This is a genomic window from Salmonella sp. A29-2 (genome assembly GCF_020150755.1).
In the GTDB taxonomy this organism is placed as follows: domain Bacteria; phylum Pseudomonadota; class Gammaproteobacteria; order Enterobacterales; family Enterobacteriaceae; genus Salmonella; species Salmonella enterica.
Window position 1 is genome coordinate 1,759,981 of record NZ_CP083731.1, and the last position, 20,298, is coordinate 1,780,278.

A 20,298-nucleotide genomic window follows, 5' to 3' on the forward strand; every position below is an offset into this window, starting at 1 on the left:
AATAATCATTATACCAGGCGACACGCATCTGCTTCCCAGCGATATCCCACCCCGTAGACCGCGCGTATAAATGACTGTTCGGCATCCAGCGATTCCAGTTTACGGCGCAGGTTTTTAATGTGGCTGTCGATAGTACGATCGGTCACCACACGGTAGTCGTCGTAGAGGTGGTTTAACAACTGCTCGCGGGAAAAAACTTTACCCGGTTCAAGCGATAAGGTTTTTAGCAGGCGGAATTCAGCGGGGGTTAAATCCAGCGCTTTACCACACCAGGAGGCCTGAAAGCGGCTTTCATCAATCATTAACGGGCTTTCGGCATCCTGCTGCTGGAGTTCGCGCTGCGGTTTACAGCGGCGCAAAATGGTTTTCACGCGGGCCACGACTTCGCGCGGGCTGTAAGGCTTACAGATATAATCATCGGCGCCGATTTCCAGCCCAAGCAGCCGGTCGATCTCTTCGATTTTGGCCGTGACCATCACAATGGGGATGTCGGAAAAACGGCGAATCTCCCGGCATAGCGTCAGACCATCGGTACCCGGCAGCATCAGATCCAGCAGGATCAGATCCGGTGGCGTTTGACGCACATACGGCAGTACCTTGTCGCCATGATTGATGAGCGTGGGGGCGTAACTCGCCGCGCGTAAGTAGTCAATAAGCAGCTGTCCTAGCTTGGGTTCATCTTCAACAATCAAAATGCGCGGCGTGTTTTCATCAATGGGTAATTCAGTCATACTTCTCTCTGTAAATCGCGATCCAGCGGTAACTCTACTGTAATGCTAACCCCGCCAAAAGGCGAATGAGCGGCGTGAAGATGACCGTTATGCGCGTGTACAATATTGACGCATATCGCCAGCCCCAGTCCAGAACCGCCGCTGGCGCGGTTACGGGACACTTCCGTGCGGTAAAAACGGTCAAAAAGCTTTTGTAACTGTTCATCGCTGACGCCCGGTGCAGAATCGGCAAAGGTCAGGAATAATGATTTGTCGCGTTGTTCGGCGGAAATATGCAGGCCGCCGCCGCTGTCGGTGTAGCGCAGACTGTTTTCCAGTAGATTATTAAACAGTTGCATCAGGCGATCCGGGTCGCCGAAGACGGTCATACTATCCGGCAACGCGTAATGTAGCGTTAGCCCCCGGCTGGTAAAGCGCTCTCTGAACGCGCCGCCAGCGACTTCCAACAGGGGAACAAGATCGACGGTCGTTTTTTGGTAAGCCAGCGCGCCCTCGTCAGACAACGACAGCTGATGCAGGTCGTCAACCAGTTTGGTAAGCGTACCGACTTCCGCCTGTAGCGAGGTAACCGATTCTGGCGTGAACTGGCGAACGCCATCCTGAATGGCTTCCAGTTCGCCGCGCAATACCGCCAGCGGCGTGCGCAGTTCGTGGGAAATATCCGCCATAAAGTCGCGGCGCATCTGCTGGTTTTTTTCCAGCGTGCTGGCAAGCTGGTTAAAGTCCTGCGCCAGTTTTCCCAGCTCATCGGCGCTGGTTGGGGTCACGCGCGTGGTAAAATCCCCCGCCGCCAGCCTGTGCGTACCCTCGACCAACCGTTTGACCGGGGCGAGCAGGCCACGCGCCAGCAAAAACGTCGCCAGCGCGGCCAGCAAGGTTGATAACGCCACGATCATCCAACTGGCGCGCCGCTGCTGTATATCAAAATTAATATCCGTATTGCGCGTCAGCCGCTCGACAGGAGAGGCGATAATCGCGCCGACTTCGACGTCATTGACCAGAATGGGGCGGCGAGTACCGTCATGCGGCACCGGACCGCGTGGGCCGACCAGCACCCGGCCATTTTGATCGACGACCCAGAACTGGGTGCGCCAACCGTGCGGCGGCATACCGGGGCCGGGTTTATCGCGGTCGTTGTCATGCTCAAATGAACGCAGAATCTGGAAAACGAAGCGATCATTGTTACGTAAAAAACGCCAGTTGCCGTGTTGCTGGTACTGGTCGCCCAGCGCATCGCCCAGCATTTGTAGCCGCTGCTCGTTGCCGTGTTTGATATAGTCAATAAATCCGCGTTCAAAACTGACGCGCACGGCCCAATGCATACTGATCAGCAGCACGATGCAGGTGGCGAAGATCGCCAGAAACAGCTTGCCGGTGATTCCGGGCCGCCAGACTTTCATTACAGGCTCCTTTTACGCCGTGAAATGACCATGTTTTGCTGTGTATCGTTCGGCACGCGGGCAAAAATTATCGCCGGTAGCGCGATAATAACCGCCATACATAACCAGGTGTACATAAAGACGTGATGTGTGGCGCTACTGTCTATCCCGATATGCTGTTGGCCAAACATACCCAGCAGCATTCCGGCAATAGTGACGCCGATACTCATCGAGAGCTGCATAATCATCGATAATAAGCTATTGCCGCTGCTGGCCAGCGTATCGGGAAGGTCTTTTAGCGTTAAGGTATTCATGGAAGAAAAGCGCGCCGAGTTCACCATTCCCTGCAAAAGCAGTACCAGCGGCAGGAGATAATACCAGCCGAGCAGCGCGACCGACATAAACAACAGGCTAACCAATGCCAGTCCGAGCGTGGTCGCTACCAGAACCCGACGATAGCCAAAACGGTTAACTATCTGCACCACAATCCGCTTCATTCCCATGCTGCCCAGCACCATGGGGATCATCATCAAACCGGCATGAAACGGTGAAAAACCAAGACCAATTTGTAAAAAGACCGGCGTCATAAACGGCAGCATACCGCTGCCGATACGCCCGGCAAAACTGCCCAGTAACCCCAGTGAAAACGTGGGCGTGCGGAACAATCGCAGGCTGAATAACGCGCCTGAGTTTTTTTTGGCATGGAAGAGATAGAGCAGAATGGCTGCCGCGCCGCCCGCAGCAAGTCCGGCTAATGTCCAGGGCGAGATCCCCATGCTTTTACTACCGTCCAGCGCCAGCGTGAGTACCGCCATGCCGATAGCTAACAGCAGGAACCCCGGCAGATCAAAGCGCCGGGTCTCTATGGTGTAGTTTGGCATTAGCATAAAGGTCGCCATAGCGCCGACAATTCCCACCGGGATATTGATCAGAAAGATCCAGTGCCATGAAGCATATTCCACCAGCACCCCGCCCAGCGCGGGGCCGAGTAACGGCCCGATCTGACCCGGCAGGGTGACGAAGGTCATCGCCGCCATATATTGCGCGCGCGGCACGATTTTCATGACCGTCAGGCGTCCGACCGGCACCATCATCGCGCCGCCTACGCCTTGTAAAACCCGCGCTAATACCAGTTGATTAAGCGTGCCGGAGAGGGCGCAAAACAGCGAACCCAGCGTGAACAGCACAATGGCGGCAAAGAAGATATTACGCACGCCGATTTTATCTGCCAGCCAGCCGCTGGCGGGGAGCATCACGGCGACGGTAAGAACATATGACACCACTACCATGTGCATATGCAGCGGGCTTTCCCCCAGGCTTTTCGCCATGGAGGGCAGCGCAGTGTTGACGATGGTGGTATCCAGCGACTGCATAAAAAAGCCGAATGCCACAATCCAGAGTTGCCAGCGGGTGTTGTCAGGAAGTTCTGTCATATCTCTACTACCGGTTTGCTATTTTTACGCGAAAAACGCAGCCGCAGACGATCGAAAAAGAGGTACACCACTGGCGTGGTATAGAGCGTCAGGAGCTGGCTCATGACCAAACCGCCGACAATGGTTATCCCCAACGGCTGCCGTAATTCCGAACCGTCTCCGCCAGATAACACCAATGGCAGTGCGCCGAACAGCGCCGCCAGCGTGGTCATCATTATTGGACGGAAGCGTAACAAGCAGGCCTGGAAAATGGCTTGTTCCGGCGTCAGGCCGCCGCTTCGTTGCGCTTCAAGCGCAAAATCGACCATCATAATGGCGTTTTTCTTCACAATGCCAATTAATAGCATGATCCCTATCAGGGCGATTAGGCTGAAAGGGGCATTGAAGAGCTCCAGCGCCAGAAGCGCCCCAACGCCTGCCGATGGCAGAGTAGAGAGAATGGTCAGCGGATGGACGTAACTTTCGTACAGTATCCCCAGCACAATGTAGACGGTAGCGATCGCCGCCACTATCAAAATAAGCTGCGAATTCATGGTCTGCTGGAACACTTGCGCCGTTCCGGAAAAACTGCCGCGTACCGTCGGGGGGACGCCAAGCTGCGTCATGGTGCGATTAATGGCCTCCGTCGCCTGCGATAACGATGTGCCGGTCGGCAGGTTAAAGGCAATCGTGGACGCCGCGGAAAGTCCCTGATGGTTCACCGACAGCGGCGCATTGGCGGGCCGCCATTGGGCGAAATAAGAGAGGGGGATCGCTTTTCCGTCGCGGTTGATAACGAACATTTTCTCCAGCGCGCTGATATCCTGGCTATAGCGCGGATCGACTTCCATCACCACTTTATACTGGTTCATCGGCTGATAAATGGTGGAAATTTGCCGCTGGCCGAAAGCATTATTTAACAGACTGTTTGCGGCCTGAACATCAATGCCCAGCCGTGACATGGTGTCGCGGTCGTAGATAAGGTTCATCTCCGCGCCGTTATCCTGCTGGTCGGAGTTTACGTCCGCCAGTTGCGGCAGGGCCGAGAGCGCTTTGCGTATTTTCGGCTCCCACTCGCGCAGCGCCGCCAGAGAGTCAGACAGCAACGTATATTGGTAACTGGCGTTAGCCTGCCGCCCGCCGACGCGAATATCCTGTACCGCCATCAGAAACAGCCTGGCGCCGGGTTCTTTTGCCAGTTTGACCCGCAGTCGGTCAATGACTTGCTGCGCCGTCTCTTTGCGTTCGCCGCGCGGCTTCAGCGTAATAAACATCATGCCGCTATTCACCCGCGAGCCGCCGGTAAAACCAGTGACATTATTCACCGCCGGATCGTCGCGAATAATTTTCATAAAATCCTGCAGCTTGCCGCGCATGGCCTGGAAAGAGATGCTCTGGTCAGCCTGAATACCGCCCATCAACACGCCGGTGTCCTGCTCCGGAAAGAATGTTTTAGGGATGGCGATATAAAGCCAGATGTTCAGCGCAACGGTGCCAAGAAAAACCACCCCGACAAGACGCGTATGGTTAAGCACCCATTTTAACGACGTGCCGTAACCCTGTTGCAAAGCTACCAGCAAACGGCCAACGCCCCGTTTACGCGGTTGGGTGCGCGGTTTGCTTGATTTAAGCATCCAGCCGCACATCATCGGCGTCAGCGTGAGCGAGACCACCAGCGAAATGCCAATCGCCACCGAGAGGGTAACGGCGAATTCCCGTAATAATCGCCCTGGCAGACCGCCCATTAACAGCAGCGGCAGAAATACCGCCACCAGCGACAGACTCATGGAGATGACCGTAAACCCGACTTCCCGCGTACCCTGTAATGCCGCCTGCAAAGGTTTCATTCCCGCCTCCAGATGGCGGGCGATATTTTCCAGCACCACAATGGCATCATCAACGACAAATCCGGTCGCGATAGTCAGCGCCATCAGCGACAGATTGTTGAGGCTGAAGCCGCACAGATACATGGCGGCGAAGGTGCCGATGAGCGAAACGGGAACGGCGACGGCGGGGATTAGCGTGGCGCGCCCGGAACGCAGGAATAAAAACACCACCAGGATCACCAGTGCGACAGAGATAGCCAGCGTCTCTTCTACCTCTTGCAGCGACGCGCGAATCGTCGGCGAACGATCCTGGGCGATTTGTAAATCGATAGCGGCGGGGATCATTGCCCGCAGTTCCGGCAGTTTTGCCCGGATGCCGTCGACCGTCTGAATAATGTTGGCCTCCGGCAGCTTGCGGATCATCAACAAAATAGCGGGTTTAGCGTTCGTCATCCCGGCGTTACGGACATCCTGCACCGAGTCGGTGACGCTGGCGACGTCGCCCAGGCGTACCGCCGCGCCGTTGTTATAGTGAATAATCAGCGGCTGGTATTCGGCGGCGGTTTTCAGTTCGTCGTTGGTCTGGATTTGCCAGCGGTGGACGCTATCTTCAATTGCGCCTTGCGGTCGGCGTACGTTGGCGCTGTCGATCGCTTCGCGGACCTCATCCAGCGAGACGCCCTGGTTAAAGAGCGCCTGCGGGTTTAAGCCTACACGTACTGCGGGCAGGGAGCTGCCGCCGACGTCAACGTCGCCGACGCCGTCAATTTGCGCGATGGTTTGCGCCAGTTGGGTAGAGGCGAAATCATACAGTTTGCCCTGTGACCAGCTCTCCGAGGTGAGCGTTAAAATCATAATCGGCGCGTCGGACGGGTTGGCCTTGCGATAAGTCGGGCGGCTGGGCATTCCGCCTGGCAACAAGCTTTGCGCGGCGTTAATGGCGGCCTGCACGTCGCGCGCCGCACCGTTAATATCACGATCGAAATTAAATTCGAGAATAATGCGCGTACTGCCGAGCGAGCTGCTGGAAGTCATTTCATTGACGCCTGCAATGCGTCCCAAAGAACGTTCCAACGGCGTCGCCACCGACGAAGCCATGGTTTCCGGCGAGGCGCCCGGCAGCGAGGCGCTAACCATAATCACCGGGAAATCGACCTGCGGCAGCGGGGCGACCGGCAGCAGACGAAAGCCCAGAATGCCGCACAGCGTAATGGCGGCGGCAATCAAAATGGTGGCGACCGGACGGTAGATGAAAAGGGCGAAAAAGCGCATCTACGCCTCCTCTTTATGGCGCGGAAAGCGACTTTTCACGTACAGCGACAGGCGGTCAAACAGGAGATAAATCACCGGTGTGGTAAACAGAGTTAATACCTGGCTGACCAGTAGGCCGCCCACCATCGCGATCCCCAACGGGCGACGTAATTCCGCGCCAACGCCGGTACTCAACATTAATGGCAATGCCCCGAGCAACGCCGCCAGCGTGGTCATCAGAATCGGTCGAAAACGCAGCAGACAGGCCTGGAAGATAGCGTCGCGCGGACTCATCCCCTGTTCGCGTTCAGCGGCGAGGGCGAAGTCAATCATCATGATGGCGTTTTTCTTCACGATGCCGATCAGCAAAATAATGCCGATAATGGCGATAATATCGAGCTCGCTACCAGCGATGATCAGCGCCAGCAGCGCGCCGACGCCCGCCGTAGGCAGCGTTGAGAGAATCGTGATCGGATGGATAAAACTCTCATACAGCACGCCGAGCACGATATACATCGCCACCACGGCGGCGACAATAAGCCAGACGGTGCTGCCCAGCGCCGCCTGGAAGGCGAGCGTACTGCCCTGAAACTGCGTTGTAATATCCGCTGGCAGGGCGAGCGTTTTTTCCGTATCGAGAATCGCCTGCACCGCATCGCCGAGCGAATAGCCCTCCGGCACGTTAAACGAAAATGTCGTAACCGGGAACTGATCTAAATGATTGATGGAGAGCGGAGCGAAGCGCTGCTCAATGCGGGCAATCGCGCTGAGCGGTACGGTGCCGCCGTCGCGGCTCGTCAGGCGAATCGTCTCCAGCGCCGCCAGGCCCGGCGTGCTGGCGGTATTATGTTCCAGCACGACGCGGTACTGGTTCGCCTGGGTATAAATCGTTGAAATCAGGCGTTGTCCGAACGCGTTGTAGAGCGCGTTATCCACATCCGCCATGCTGATACCCAGACGGCTGGTGCTGTCGCGGTCGACATTCACCCAGGCCGCTAATCCCCGATCTTGCCAGTCGCTGCTTACCTCAGAGAGCTGTGGCAACGACTGTAGCGCGTTCTGCAGTTTTGGCACCCAGTGGCTGAGCGCATCGAGCGTCGTGGCCTGCAGGGTAAACTGATACTGTGTGCGGCTGACCTGCGTGTCGATGGTTAAATCCTGCGTCGGCTGGAGATACAGCGCCACGCCGGGAATCGTCGCCACGGCGGTTTGCAGCCGGGAGATCACCTGCTGCACGCGGTCATCACGCGCATCCAGCGGCTTGAGGTTAATTTGCAGGCGCGCGCTATTGAGCGTGGGGTTAGCGCCGTCTACGCCAACAAAAGTCGTCAGGCTTTGCACCGCCGGGTCCTGTAATATCCGCTCCGCCACCTGGCGCTGACGTTGCGCCATACTGGCATACGATGACGATTGCGGCGCCTGCAGCGTCCCCTGGATAATGCCGTTATCCTGTACCGGAAAGAATCCTTTCGGGATGACTATCCACAGCATAACGCTGAGCAGGAGCGTGGCGAATGCCACGCTCAATGTAAGCCACGGATGGTTGAGCACTTTCGCTAATCCGCGTCCGTAGCTGGCGATCACGCGGTCAAACATCCGCTCGCAGGCGCGGGAAAAGCGGTTTTGTTTACGCAGAGACTGCTGGCTGAGCATACGCGCGCACATCATGGGCGTGAGCGTCAAAGAGACGACGGCGGAGATTAAAATCGCTACCGCTAACGTCACCGCAAATTCGCGGAACAGTCGACCAACAATATCGCCCATAAAGAGCAACGGGATCAGCACCGCAATCAGTGAAAAGGTGAGGGAAATAATGGTAAAGCCGATTTCGCCCGCGCCTTTGAGCGCCGCCGCCAGCGGTTTTTCTCCTTTTTCGATGTAGCGCGAGATGTTCTCAATCACCACAATCGCATCGTCCACCACGAAACCCGTGGCGATAGTGAGCGCCATCAGCGTCAGGTTATTAATGGAAAAATCCAAAAATACCATCACCGCAAAGGTGCCGATAAGCGACAGCGGTACGGCGACGCCGGGAATAATTGTGGCAGGAATATTACGTAAAAACAGATAGATAATCATGACGACCAGCGCGATCGCCAGCATCAGTTCAAACTGGGTATCGCGCACGGAAGCGCGAATATTGGTGGTGCGATCGGACAGGACCGTGACCTTCACCGATTTCGGCAGGCTCTCGGTAAGCTGGGGCAGCATCTGGCGAATGCTGTCTGCCGTCGCAATGATATTGGCGCCGGGCTGGCGTTGAACGTTCATCACGATAGCCGGCGCTTGATTCGCCCATGCGCCGAGCCAGCTATTTTCCGCCCCCTGTTCGACGGTGGCGACATCGCCCAACCGTACCGGCGCGCCGTTTTGATACGCGATGATAAGCCTGCGGTATTCGTCGGCAGACTGCATCTGATCGTTAGCAGAAAGCGTCACCGCCCGTTCGGGGCCATCCAGACTGCCTTTCGCCGAGTTGACGTTGGCGCCGGTAATTGCGGTACGGACCGTTTCGCTGGTCAGACCGAGCGCGGCGACAGCCTGAGCATTCAGTTTTACGCGTACCGCAGGGCGCTGCCCGCCGGCAAGCGTCACCAGTCCGACGCCGGAGACCTGCGAGATCTTCTGCGCCACGCGGGTTTCTACCATGTCCTCTACCTGGGGCATCGGCATCGCGTTTGAGGTGACGGCAAGCGTCATAATCGGCGGGTCCGCCGGGTTGACTTTGCTATAAATCGGCGGATTCGGCAGGTCGGAAGGCAATAAATTGGTGGCTGCGTTAATCGCCGCCTGTACTTCCTGCTCGGCAACGTCCAGCGGCAGCGTCAACTGAAACTGTAGCGTCACCACCGATGCGCCGCCGGAGCTTTGCGACGACATCTGCTTCAGCCCTGACATCTGGCCGAACTGGCGCTCAAGTGGCGCGGTGACGGCGGAGGTCATGACATCCGGGCTGGCGCCAGGGTAGAGCGTAACAACCTGAATAGTGGGGTAGTCGACCTCCGGCAAAGCGGCGACGGGCAGGAAGCGATAGCCAATAATCCCGGCGAGTAAAATCGCCGCCATCAGCAGAGTGGTGGCCACGGGGCGCAGAATAAACAGACGCGAGGGGCCGCCCGTGCTGCCCGGAGGTAATACCTGCATCAGGCGCGCGCTCCTTTTTGACCTTCATGGCGGGAAGGGGATTTTTCATCCGCCACGGTGGTTTGCGGCTCAACGACCTCGACTTTTGCGCCTTCCGTCAGCCGATCAATACCATCGGTAACGACGCGATCGCCTGCCGACAAGCCAGCGCTGATCACCACGTTTCGGTTATCCTGAATACCGATTTTTACCCGCTTCTTGCTGACGTTATTTTCGTCGTTCAGCACCCACACAAAGTGGCCCTCATTGCCCATTTGCACCGCCGCGGCAGGCACCACAACGGCATTTTGTTCGGTATCGACCAGCATCCGGGCGTTCACAAATTGATTGGGAAACAGCGTATCGTCCTGATTGGTAAAGCGCGCTTTAATTTTGATCGTTCCCGTCGTGGGATCAATCTGGTTGTCCAGACTGAGCAACACACCTTCGCTCAATTTGTGCGAGTTAGTCCGATCCCAGGCTTCTACGACCAGCGTTTTCCCCGCTTTCTGCGCCTGAACCACGGTCGCGATATCGCTTTCCGGCAGAGTAAAAATGAGATCAATCGGGTGCGTTTGCGTAATGACGACAATACCTGCGGTATCGCTGCTGGAAATCTGGTTGCCGACATCCACCTGTTTCAGACCCACGCGTCCCGAGACCGGGGCCGTGATACGACTCCAGTCGAGCTGTAACTGCGCGCTGGCGACATTGGCTTCATCCGCTTTAATGGTTCCCTGGGTTTCGTTGACCAGCGCCTGTTGCGCATCCAGTTCCTGACGGGAAACCAGATTGGTTTTTGCCAGTTGCTGATAGCGCGCCAGATCACGACGCGCATTCGCCAGCGTAGCGTTATCTTTCGCCAACTGTCCCTGAGCCTGCGCCAGGGCGACCTTAAACTGGCTGGGATCGATTTGCGCCAGCAGATCGCCTGCGTTGACCTGCTGACCTTCCTGAAAGTGCAGGGCGATGAGTTGACCATCCACGCGGCTACGCACCGTAACGGTATTCGCGGCGGTCACGGTACCCAGCCCGCTCAGATAGCGCGGTACGGCCTGCGTGGTCGCGGTCGCGGCCTGTACCGGCGCCAGAGGGCCGTCGCGCATACCGCGGCGACCTGCGGCGGCGGTATGCGGCGCTTGCGCGGCGACGCCCGGCGCGGCGGTCGGGCTTTCGCTACGGCTATGCCAGAACCAGAATGCGGCGGCGGCCACTACAACCCCAATCGCTATTGCCCAGCGGAAAGTATTACTGCCTTTCATCGGTATAAGTTTCTCATCCTGAAACGTTTTGCGGAATGTTGCTTCCTCTATTGTAGTCAGCAGGGAAGGGAGAAAAATGGAGGAATTATGGAACACGGTCGGGATTATTCTGAATGGCGACTCGCTTTACGAGGCGCTACGCAACTCTCATCGGTGAAAATCGTTAACGCGCCGGAGTGCGGTAAAGTGGCGGCACGGCAATGAAGGTAAGCCACCGATTTCAGCAGGACGCTGAAACGGGAAAGCCCCTCCCGAGGAAGGGGCCAAAATAAGGAAAGGGTTATGATGAAGGTAGTCATCATACTGGTGATACTCTTAGTGATTAGCCTACCAGCTTACTAAGACACCAGGGGGAGGAATCCTCCCTTACCCTCACTCCTGACGTTAAGCCACATCAAGAATAATGTCAATCCATCAGCGCTGGGCTTGCGAGGCGCTTAGCGGAAAACGACCTCCGCCCAGCGCGCCAGTCCTGCGGTGACGGAGCCGAAATCATCGCCGCCAGCGACGGGTATGCCCGGTAACTGTTCGGAAAGCGCTTTTTTAATCAATGGCGAACGGGCGCTGCCGCCGGTCAGATAGATGACATCCGGTTTTTCCTGCGCGCTGTCCAGCGCCAGTTGCACCTGTTCCAGAATACGCGTCAGCGGTTGATCCAGCGCCGCTTCCAGTCCTTGCTGGCTGATAGCGACCGCCAGGTCGTCGCTGATAAATGGCAGCCTCGCCGTAACATCCGCCTGGCCGGAAAGGGCGATTTTGCTCTCTTCCGCGCAGCGTACCAGGCGGTAGCTAAGCCGCTGACGCCAGACCTTGAGCAGCAACGCGACCTTGTCTGCTTCACGCGCGTTGCGAACCAAATCGTTCAACAGACGACCATTCGCGCTACTGTAAAAATCGCTTTGCGCCGGGACGTCGTTAATCGCCACGGCGTTCCACCACGGCAGCACCGGCAGGGCGATGCCTTTTTCGGTTTCGCCGCCCATGCCCAGCAAAGGCATCAGATTTTTAAAGGCCAGCGCGATATCCAGATCGTTTCCGCCCACGCGGCAACCGCTGTGCCCCAACAGGCTGTTTTCACGATCGGCGCGCTGACGCCACTGCGGCCCCATCAGCAGCATGGAGCAGTCGGTGGTGCCGCCGCCAATATCCACGACCAGCACACGCTTCTCTTCCCGCAGCGTAGCCTCGTAGTCCAGGCCCGCCGCAACCGGTTCATACTGGAATACCACCTCCTGAAAACCGGCGCGTTTTGCCGCCCGCTCCAGAATACCCTGCGCCTGGCGGTTCGCGTCATCGCCGCCCAGTCCCTGAAAGTTGATCGGGCGACCGATCACCGCCTGGGTAATGGCCTCCGGCAATTGGCTGTGCGCCGTATGACGAATATGTACCATCATGGCGCAGACTAAATCTTCAAACAGCGCGACCTGCTGCGGTTTCAGGCCGCTGGCGCCTAAAAAGGATTTCGGCGATTTGACAAACCAGACCTCCTGGGGATCGTCAATATAGTGCGCCAGCGACGCCAGACCAAACTGTACGCTTTGCGCGCCAACCTCAATATCTTCCTCGCGGTTGTAGCGTATCGCGCGGCGCAGCAGCGCCTGGGTTTCTTCGTCCGTTGCCGGCACATCATGATGGCGATACAGCCACTCGCTCACCGCTTCGCGCGTCGGCGCGCACAGCATAGACGGCAGTAATACGCTGTTATTCTCCATTGTCAGCAACTGTGGATGCCCGTCGCGCATAATGGCGACCGAGCAGTTTGCCGTACCGTAATCAAATCCGATAAACACCTTAAAATCCCCATGCCAGTGAAGAAGGGGCGTGACTTTAGCGAAATGTCGTCGCGGCGACAACTGGAATATGAAAGCAAGGCGTTACGTGCGATTAGCGTTTATGCTGAAAGGTCAAATAAAGGAGAAAAGTATGTTTACCCTGAGCTGGCAGCCGCCTTACGACTGGTCGTGGATGTTGGGCTTTCTTGCCGCGCGTGCGGTGGACGGCGTGGAAACGGTAGGCGAGGGCTTTTATGCGCGCAGCCTGGTGGTGGGCGAGCATCGCGGACTGGTCAGCGTGAGGCCCAATCTGCCCACCCACACTGTGCAGGTCAGCGTGAGCGCCGGATTACTTCCCGTCGCGCCGGCGTGTCTGGCGAAGGTTTCGCGTCTGTTTGATCTTGACTGCCAGCCCGCGCAGGTTGCCGCCGTGCTGGGGCCACTGGGCGAGGACAGACCGGGGCTGCGTTTACCGGGATCGGTTGATACGTTTGAACAAGGCGTGCGGGCGATATTGGGGCAACTGGTGAGTGTCGCGATGGCGGCCAGGTTGACAGCGAAAGTGGCGCGCCGCTATGGCGAGGCGTTGCCGGATGCGCCCGATTATGTCTGTTTTCCCGGTCCGGAAACGCTGGCGTTGGCCGATCCGCTGGCGCTTAAAGCTCTGGGGATGCCTCTGCGGCGCGCCGAAGCGCTGATTCATCTGGCGCAGGCGACGCTGGCGGGAAAACTGGCGCTCGCCGCGCCGCCGGATATTGAGCAGAGCGTTAAAAATTTACAAACGTTTCCGGGAATTGGCCGCTGGACGGCGAACTATTTCGCCCTGCGCGGTTGGCAGGCAAAAGATATCTTTTTGCCCGATGATTACTTAATTAAGCAGCGCTTTGCCGGGATGACGGCCGCGCAGATCCGTCGCTACGCGGAGCGCTGGAAACCGTGGCGTTCCTACGCGCTACTGCATATCTGGTATACCCACGGCTGGCAACCGTCAATGGATAGCGAAATAGCTGGTATTCAGTAACAAATCCAGCGGTTGCGCTTCGGCGATAGTGTCGCCATAAATCAGATCCACGCCAATACGGGAGAGCGTATCCAGCACCTGTGGATTTTGTACCGGCCCGGCGAGCGTTTTGATGTCCAGATGCTGGGCGTGTCCCTGGATGATCGAGGTCAGCATTTCATCCATTAAACTTTCATGAACGTTGGCGATAAGGTCGCTATCCAGCAGTAAATAATCGACGATATGCGGGGGCAGTAAATTAAACAGCTGTAAATCGCGCCCGACATGGCTGAGAATCACCTGGCAGCCGCGTTGCCGCAGTTTTCGCAGAGTCGCAGCGGCGGTCTGCGCCTGCTTAACGATAACGTCAGCCGGGATAATCAGATGTAATAACCGTGGCGGCAGTGGGCTATGCTCCAGTTGTTCCAGCAGCTCATCAATAAGGGTCGCGCTGTATAATCCCGCGGCGGACAGCGGCAGCGCAACGCTTAATCCCTTGCTGGCGACGGCGGTCGCCGCATGGTGGAAAAACTCATGGAATACCCGTCGGTCAAGCGCGTGATGCAGCGCGGAGTCGGCTAACCCTGCCCGGAACGCGCGCTCTTCCAACACTTCCCCTTCGCTGGTCCACAGCCTGAGTGAGACCAGCCAAAAGCTGGTGGCCTCCGGCGTACGCGGCGGCGCGACGTTTCTGGCAAGCATCAGCAGGTGGTTATTTTTAATCATATGCCACTGTTCTTCCAGCGGCATCATTCCCTTTGAGGAGGTTAATGCGTGCTGCGGTTCGTACACGGTCAGACGGCCGCGACCGCTATTTTTCGCGGCGTAGCAGGCTATATCGGCCTGAGACACGACCTCTGTGAGCTGGCAGTTATGTTCATTTATCATTGTGATCCCGGCGCTGGCGCCGATCCGATGCAGGCGTCCTTCCCACATAAAGTGATATTCATTAACGGCGTTGATAAGCCGCGTCACGATAAAACGCGCGCTGTCACTATTACAATCCGGCAGCAACAGGCCAAACTCATCGCCACCCAGACGGGCCAGAAGATCGCCGGATCGAAGCATACTGAGCATCAGTGACGCGAGCTCGCGCAATAAGGCATCGCCGGCGGCATGTCCCGCGCTGTCGTTAACCGCTTTAAAACGGTCCAGATCGATAAACACCAGCGCATGATGTTGAGGCGATTCCTGTATTGTTTGCAGGCGCTGTTGAAGCTGTTTTTCAAAACTGGCGCGGTTGGCAAGATGGGTGAGGGCGTCATGCGTTGCGCTGTAGCTGAGCTGGCGTAACATTTTTCGTGATTCGGTAACGTCCTGGATAACCAGAACCGAACCAATCTTATCGCCGTCAAGCGTACTGAGCGGCGTGATACTGTAATGAATATCGTAGCTGCCGCCGTTATGACAATGGAGCACTATCTCCTGTTCCATGTCCGATCGCGACCTGTCGGCGCGATAAATATCCTCCAGCAGCGGCCCCTTATCACCTGACGTAATGCGCAGAACCGTTAATAATGGCGCGCCTAAAGCATCCTCTTGCCGCCAGCCGCTCATCTTCTCGGCGATCGGGTTCATAAAGGTGATATTCATCGCGACATCAATACACACCACCGCTTCTCCGATAGAGTCAAGCGTGATGTGCAACCGTTCTTTTTCCTGAAACAGCGCCTCGTTCGCCTGTGTAATACGCTCCATCAACCGCTGGTTTTCCTGCTCGCTTTGCTTGAGATCGTTAATGTCTTCAATCTGAGCAATAAAATAGAGAGGTTTATTGTCTTTATGACGAACCAGTGAGACGGCCAGCAGCGCCCAGACGACATCGCCGTTGCGGGTGTAGTAGCGTTTTTCCATGGAATAGCTATTGATGTCGCCGCGCACCAGCATGTTTAGCTGTTCAAGGTCGTTATTCAGGTCTTCCGGCCAGGTCAATTGCTGAAATGTCATCGTGCGTAATTCATCCTGGCTATAGCCAAGAAAATGGCTCAGAGATTTATTGACCTGTAGCCACTGACCCTCCGTACCGACCAGCGCCATACCAATGGCGGAATACTCCATCGCGTTGCGAAAGCGGGATTCGCTCTCGGTGATATGTTTGCGTTCCGTGCGAAACGCGTACATCACCATCGTCATCATATTGGCAGGCAGCAGGATCATTAAAAAAGGCAGCCACGGCATATTGACCATCACGTCGGTTTTCGGCGTGGCGAGCAGCGTGGGGTCATTGGCCAGCATGAGCGAGACCACGATAACGGTAGCTAAAAAAATTAAAAACGCCTCCATTCGCGGCAGGCGCACCGCACTCCACATCAACAGGACGATAACGCACGTAAACGGCCACGGAATATAGCGCATAGCGAGCCAGCTTAGCGCCAGTGTAATGACCAGCGTCAATAGCGTTTCCAGCAACAGATGCGGGTCGCGATGACGCAATAGATAGTGTGGTTTAAACAGTAAACCTAACGGTACCAGCGTCAGCGCGCCGATGGCTTCCGATAATACCCAAATCAGAAACGCTTTCGAGGCGACCGCTTCCGGCGCTATCAGCCAAAATAACATGCCGCCGAGTAGCGGCGGAATCACGGCGCTGCCGATAGCCAGACGAAACCAGTCATTCAAATTTTGTAAGGGGTTGTAGCTGGGGAGCAGTTTTCGCAGCAGTATCGCGCCAGTGGCCGCCTCGATAATATTTATTGCCGTCCAGCTAAAGTTAAGCGAGGCGGCAGGAAATAAAGTCAGTGAGGCGCCGATGCTGCCGAGCGAGCAGGCGACCGCGATCCCTGGCCACAGACGGCCCGCATGGCGGTAAAACGCGACCATCATAATGGAGGTGGGGAACCACAGCGGCGCGAGTTGGGTGCCGACACGCGATAATACGAGCGAAAAGAGCGTAAAGACAAACGCGACCAGGCCTAAACTGACCAGACGCAATAGCGGGTGGGGGACGGTAACGAAAACATGTTGGGATGGTTTACTCATTACCACTCTATCCGAATCGCCGGTAACGTCGCGGAATACCGGACGCGTCAGTTTACTCTGTGATTATGCTAGTATAAACGCGTAATGATTTATACGCTGGCTGAATATAAATTGTGGCTCCCGGCGTATTCCTCCTCCAGACGGGTCGATAAAACCGCTGCCCGCGTTAAAACTGAACGCTTTTACGTCGCGACGTCGAATGCGCCGCCAACAAATTCACCGTGGCATAGCGCCGGACTGGTATCGCGCTGCTGAAATCCCTATAATTGCCGCGTTTGGCGTTTCGGCGCCCCCCTTCCTTACATCCAGGTTAATCAGGTCGCTAAATTTATGACTGATCAGTCTCATCAGTGCGTCATTATCGGTATCGCTGGCGCATCGGCTTCCGGCAAGAGTCTTATTGCCAGTACCCTTTACCGCGAATTGCGTGAACAAGTGGGTGACGAACATATTGGCGTTATTCCCGAAGACAGTTATTACAAAGATCAAAGCCATCTGTCGATGGAAGAACGCGTAAAAACTAACTATGACCATCCGAATGCGATGGATCACAGCCTGCTATTTCAGCATCTTCAGGCGCTCAAGCGCGGTTCGGCGATTGAATTACCGGTATACAGTTATGTTGAGCATACCCGTATGCAGGAAACGGTTCGCGTAGAACCGAAGAAAGTGATTATTCTTGAAGGTATTCTGTTACTGACCGACGCGCGTTTGCGTGAAGAGATGAACTTCTCTATTTTTGTCGATACGCCGCTGGATATCTGTTTGATGCGCCGTATCAAACGCGATGTGAACGAGCGTGGTCGCTCAATGGATTCGGTGATGGCGCAATATCAGAAAACGGTGCGTCCGATGTTCCTGCAATTTATTGAGCCTTCCAAACAATATGCGGATATTATCGTGCCGCGCGGCGGTAAAAACCGCATCGCTATTGATATTCTGAAAGCGAAAATCAGCCAGTTCTTTGAATAAATCTGGCGAATTGTGTACCGTTCAGTGATAACCTGGTTAGCCCTTGATGTGCTTGATTTAAGGGCTTGATGCGCGAAAGGAGAAAGTGCCATGCGTTTATGCGACCGAGATATTGAAGCCTGGCTGGATGAAGGCCGTTTGTCTATCACCCCGCGACCTCCCGTAGAGCGCATTAACGGCGCGACGGTCGATGTACGTCTTGGCAATAAATTTCGAACCTTCCGTGGCCATACGGCGGCGTTTATCGATCTGAGCGGGCCGAAAGATGAGGTCAGCGCGGCGCTGGATCGCGTGATGAGCGATGAAATCGTTTTGCCGGACGGCGAGGCATTTTATCTGCATCCGGGCGAGTTGGCGCTGGCCGTTACCTTTGAATCCGTTACCCTGCCGCCGGATTTAGTGGGCTGGCTGGATGGTCGTTCCTCGCTGGCGCGTTTGGGACTGATGGTGCATGTGACGGCGCACCGTATCGATCCCGGCTGGTCGGGCTGCATTGTGCTTGAGTTTTACAACTCCGGGAAGCTGCCGCTGGCGTTGCGTCCGGGTATGCTCATCGGCGCGCTGAGCTTTGAGCCGCTGTCCGGCCCGGCGGCGCGGCCTTATAACCGCCGTCAGGATGCCAAATATCGCGATCAGCAGGGCGCTGTCGCCAGCCGGATTGATAAAGACTGAGCCATTCGGCGCAATACTGCCGGTCCATTGAGGGTAGCATGAGACGATTTCTGACGACGCTGATGATTCTCCTGGTCGTGCTGGTGGCCGGATTCTCTGCGTTGGTATTGTTGGTCAATCCGAATGATTTCCGCGCCTATATGGTGCAGCAGGTTGCCGCGCGTAGTGAATATCAGTTGCAACTGGACGGGCCGCTGCGCTGGCACGTATGGCCGCAACTCAGCATCCTTTCCGGGCGAATGACGCTAACGGCGCGAGGCGCCAGCGAACCGCTGGTGCGGGCTGACAATATGCGCCTGGATGTCGCTTTATGGCCGCTGTTGAGTCATCAGCTTCATGTTAAGCAGGTGATGCTGAAGGGCGGGGTGATTCAACTGACGCCGCAAACGGAAGCGGTACGCAGCGATGATGCGCCGGTCGCGCCGAAAGATAATACCTTGCCGGACGTAGCGGAAGATCGCGGCTGGTCGTTTGATATTCGTAGCCTGCGCGTTGCCGACAGCGTGCTGGTTTTCCAGCATGAAAATGATGATCAGGTCACGGTGCGCGATATTCGTCTGAATATGGAACAAGATGCCGAGCATCGCGGCACGTTTGATTTTTCGGGACGCGTGAACCGCGATCAGCGGGATCTTGCTTTATCATTCAGCGGAACGGTGGATGCTTCCGATTATCCGCATAATTTAACCGCGGGTATTGAGCAACTGCGCTGGCAATTGCAGGGCGCGGATCTACCGGCGCAGGGGATTGAGGGGCAGGGACAATTACAGGCGCAGTGGCAGGAGGCGCAAAAACGTCTTTCATTTAACCACTTAAATTTAACGGCGAATGACAGTTCGCTGACCGGGCATGTTCAGGTAACGTTGGCGGAGCAGCCGGAATGGCAAATTGACCTCCGGTCCAGCAAGCTTAATCTGGACAACCTGTTGCCGCATCATAGCGCCGTGGCTCAGACAGGCGGCGCGGTGTCGCAGGGGCAAAATACGCTCCCCCTGACCAGGCCAGTTATCGCGTCGCGTGTTGGTGCGCCGCCTTATCAGGGGCTGCAAAGCTTTACGGCGGAGATTGCTTTACAGGCGGATTCAGTTCGCTGGCGGGGAATGGACTTTACCCAGGTTTCGACGAAGATGTCTAATCAGGCCGGATTGCTGGATATCACCGAGTTGCAGGGGAAACTGGCCGACGGAGAGATGTCGCTGCCCGGCACGCTGGACGCCCGCACCGCCAGTCCGCGCATCGAATTCCACCCTCGCCTCAACCATGTTGAGATTGGGACTATCCTGAAAGCCTTCAATTATCCGATTAGCCTGACCGGTAAGATGTCGCTGGTTGGCGATTTCTCCGGGGCGGATATTGACGCAGAGGCATTTCGCCATAGCTGGAAAGGAAAAGCGCATGTTGACATGAGCAATACGCGCCTCGAAGGAATGAATTTCCAGCAACTGGTGCAGCAGGCCGTAGAGCGAAGCGGCGGCGACGCGCAGCAGTCGCAGGAAAATATGGACAACGCGACCCGACTGGATCGCTTCACGACCGATCTGACGCTAAATAAGGGCACGCTGACGCTCGACGACATGGTCGGGCAATCTTCTATGCTGGCGTTAACCGGCAGCGGAACGCTGGATCTGGTTAAGCAGAGCTGTGATACGCAATTTAATCTGCGTGTGCTGGGCGGCTGGAACGGCGATAGCAACCTGATCACCTTCCTGAAAGAGACGCCGGTGCCGCTGCGCGTCTATGGCAAGTGGCAGGAGCTGAACTATACCCTGCAAGTGGATCAGTTATTGCGCAAGCATTTACAGGATGAGGCGAAGCGTCGGCTCAACGACTGGGCGGATCGCAATAAAGATACCCGCAACGGTAAAGATGTGAAGAAGCTGCTGAATAAGCTGTAGTTTTTGGCCAAAGGGCAGAGCCGG

At 56.3% G+C, this 20,298-nt stretch carries 13 protein-coding genes; 5 read left to right on the forward strand and 8 right to left on the reverse strand.

What is annotated here, in order from left to right:
- Positions 1-8 precede the first annotated feature (8 nt).
- From baeR to mdtA, 6 genes are read right to left on the reverse strand one after another with little or no spacing between them, the layout of a single operon-like run.
- On the reverse strand, positions 9-731 hold the full coding sequence (gene baeR / locus K8W53_RS08480; RefSeq protein ID WP_000137854.1) for a two-component system response regulator BaeR: 723 nt from the start codon (positions 729-731) through the stop codon (positions 9-11).
- Positions 728-2,131, reverse strand: coding sequence for a two-component system sensor histidine kinase BaeS (baeS, locus tag K8W53_RS08485; protein WP_052939432.1), 1,404 nt, complete (start codon positions 2,129-2,131; stop codon positions 728-730). Before baeS ends, baeR begins: the two co-directional genes overlap by 4 nt.
- Positions 2,131-3,543: an MFS transporter gene (locus K8W53_RS08490; protein WP_000137818.1), complete on the reverse strand. Its 1,413-nt coding sequence runs from the start codon at positions 3,541-3,543 to the stop codon at positions 2,131-2,133. Before K8W53_RS08490 ends, baeS begins: the two co-directional genes overlap by 1 nt.
- Positions 3,540-6,620: a multidrug efflux RND transporter permease subunit MdtC gene (gene mdtC, locus K8W53_RS08495; protein ID WP_023224593.1), complete on the reverse strand. Its 3,081-nt coding sequence runs from the start codon at positions 6,618-6,620 to the stop codon at positions 3,540-3,542. Before mdtC ends, K8W53_RS08490 begins: the two co-directional genes overlap by 4 nt.
- Positions 6,621-9,743, reverse strand: coding sequence for a multidrug efflux RND transporter permease subunit MdtB (mdtB, locus tag K8W53_RS08500; RefSeq protein WP_052939431.1), 3,123 nt, complete (start codon positions 9,741-9,743; stop codon positions 6,621-6,623).
- Positions 9,743-10,984 carry a multidrug efflux RND transporter subunit MdtA gene (mdtA, locus tag K8W53_RS08505; protein ID WP_000678816.1) on the reverse strand — a complete coding sequence of 414 codons (1,242 nt, stop codon included), beginning with the start codon at positions 10,982-10,984 and terminating at the stop codon, positions 9,743-9,745. Before mdtA ends, mdtB begins: the two co-directional genes overlap by 1 nt.
- Before the next feature lie 282 nt (positions 10,985-11,266).
- Here mdtA and K8W53_RS08510 point away from each other — a divergent pair, with 282 nt between their 5' ends.
- On the forward strand, positions 11,267-11,326 hold the full coding sequence (locus K8W53_RS08510) for a type I toxin-antitoxin system Ibs family toxin (protein WP_105887528.1): 60 nt from the start codon (positions 11,267-11,269) through the stop codon (positions 11,324-11,326).
- Between the two features lie 95 nt (positions 11,327-11,421).
- On the opposite strand, the gene yegD is transcribed toward K8W53_RS08510, so the two are convergent.
- Positions 11,422-12,774 (reverse strand): molecular chaperone, encoded by a 1,353-nt coding sequence (gene yegD / locus K8W53_RS08515; protein WP_000469637.1) that lies wholly within the window; start codon positions 12,772-12,774, stop codon positions 11,422-11,424.
- 133 nt (positions 12,775-12,907) lie between these two features.
- Here yegD and alkA point away from each other — a divergent pair, with 133 nt between their 5' ends.
- Positions 12,908-13,777: a DNA-3-methyladenine glycosylase 2 gene (gene alkA, locus K8W53_RS08520; protein ID WP_023224531.1), complete on the forward strand. Its 870-nt coding sequence runs from the start codon at positions 12,908-12,910 to the stop codon at positions 13,775-13,777.
- On the opposite strand, the gene K8W53_RS08525 is transcribed toward alkA, so the two are convergent.
- A complete protein-coding gene (locus K8W53_RS08525) occupies positions 13,745-16,735 on the reverse strand; it encodes an MASE1 domain-containing protein (protein WP_052939430.1) in 2,991 nt (996 codons plus the stop codon). The genes alkA and K8W53_RS08525 overlap by 33 nt on opposite strands.
- Before the next feature lie 330 nt (positions 16,736-17,065).
- On the opposite strand from K8W53_RS08525, the gene udk reads away from it, so the two are divergent.
- The 3 genes from udk (at position 17,066) to asmA (ending at position 20,274) form a co-directional block, all read left to right on the forward strand.
- A complete protein-coding gene (gene udk / locus K8W53_RS08530; protein WP_000132082.1) occupies positions 17,066-17,707 on the forward strand; it encodes a uridine kinase in 642 nt (213 codons plus the stop codon).
- 90 nt (positions 17,708-17,797) lie between these two features.
- A complete protein-coding gene (gene dcd, locus K8W53_RS08535; protein ID WP_001234783.1) occupies positions 17,798-18,379 on the forward strand; it encodes a dCTP deaminase in 582 nt (193 codons plus the stop codon).
- A gap of 38 nt (positions 18,380-18,417) precedes the next feature.
- Positions 18,418-20,274 (forward strand): outer membrane assembly protein AsmA, encoded by a 1,857-nt coding sequence (gene asmA / locus K8W53_RS08540; protein ID WP_023224533.1) that lies wholly within the window; start codon positions 18,418-18,420, stop codon positions 20,272-20,274.
- Positions 20,275-20,298 lie beyond the last annotated feature (24 nt).

Excerpts from the sequence above, each read along its gene's own strand:
- baeR (WP_000137854.1), bottom strand. The coding sequence starts at position 731 with ATGACTGAATTACCCATTGATGAAAACACGCCGCGCATTTTGATTGTT.
- udk (WP_000132082.1), top strand. The coding sequence starts at position 17,066 with ATGACTGATCAGTCTCATCAGTGCGTCATTATCGGTATCGCTGGCGCA.
- mdtA (WP_000678816.1), bottom strand. The coding sequence starts at position 10,984 with ATGAAAGGCAGTAATACTTTCCGCTGGGCAATAGCGATTGGGGTTGTA.
- mdtC (WP_023224593.1), bottom strand. The coding sequence starts at position 6,620 with ATGCGCTTTTTCGCCCTTTTCATCTACCGTCCGGTCGCCACCATTTTG.
- K8W53_RS08525 (WP_052939430.1), bottom strand. The coding sequence starts at position 16,735 with ATGAGTAAACCATCCCAACATGTTTTCGTTACCGTCCCCCACCCGCTA.
- alkA (WP_023224531.1), top strand. The coding sequence starts at position 12,908 with ATGTTTACCCTGAGCTGGCAGCCGCCTTACGACTGGTCGTGGATGTTG.
- dcd (WP_001234783.1), top strand. The coding sequence starts at position 17,798 with ATGCGTTTATGCGACCGAGATATTGAAGCCTGGCTGGATGAAGGCCGT.
- mdtB (WP_052939431.1), bottom strand. The coding sequence starts at position 9,743 with ATGCAGGTATTACCTCCGGGCAGCACGGGCGGCCCCTCGCGTCTGTTT.
- baeS (WP_052939432.1), bottom strand. The coding sequence starts at position 2,131 with ATGAAAGTCTGGCGGCCCGGAATCACCGGCAAGCTGTTTCTGGCGATC.
- K8W53_RS08490 (WP_000137818.1), bottom strand. The coding sequence starts at position 3,543 with ATGACAGAACTTCCTGACAACACCCGCTGGCAACTCTGGATTGTGGCA.
- asmA (WP_023224533.1), top strand. The coding sequence starts at position 18,418 with ATGAGACGATTTCTGACGACGCTGATGATTCTCCTGGTCGTGCTGGTG.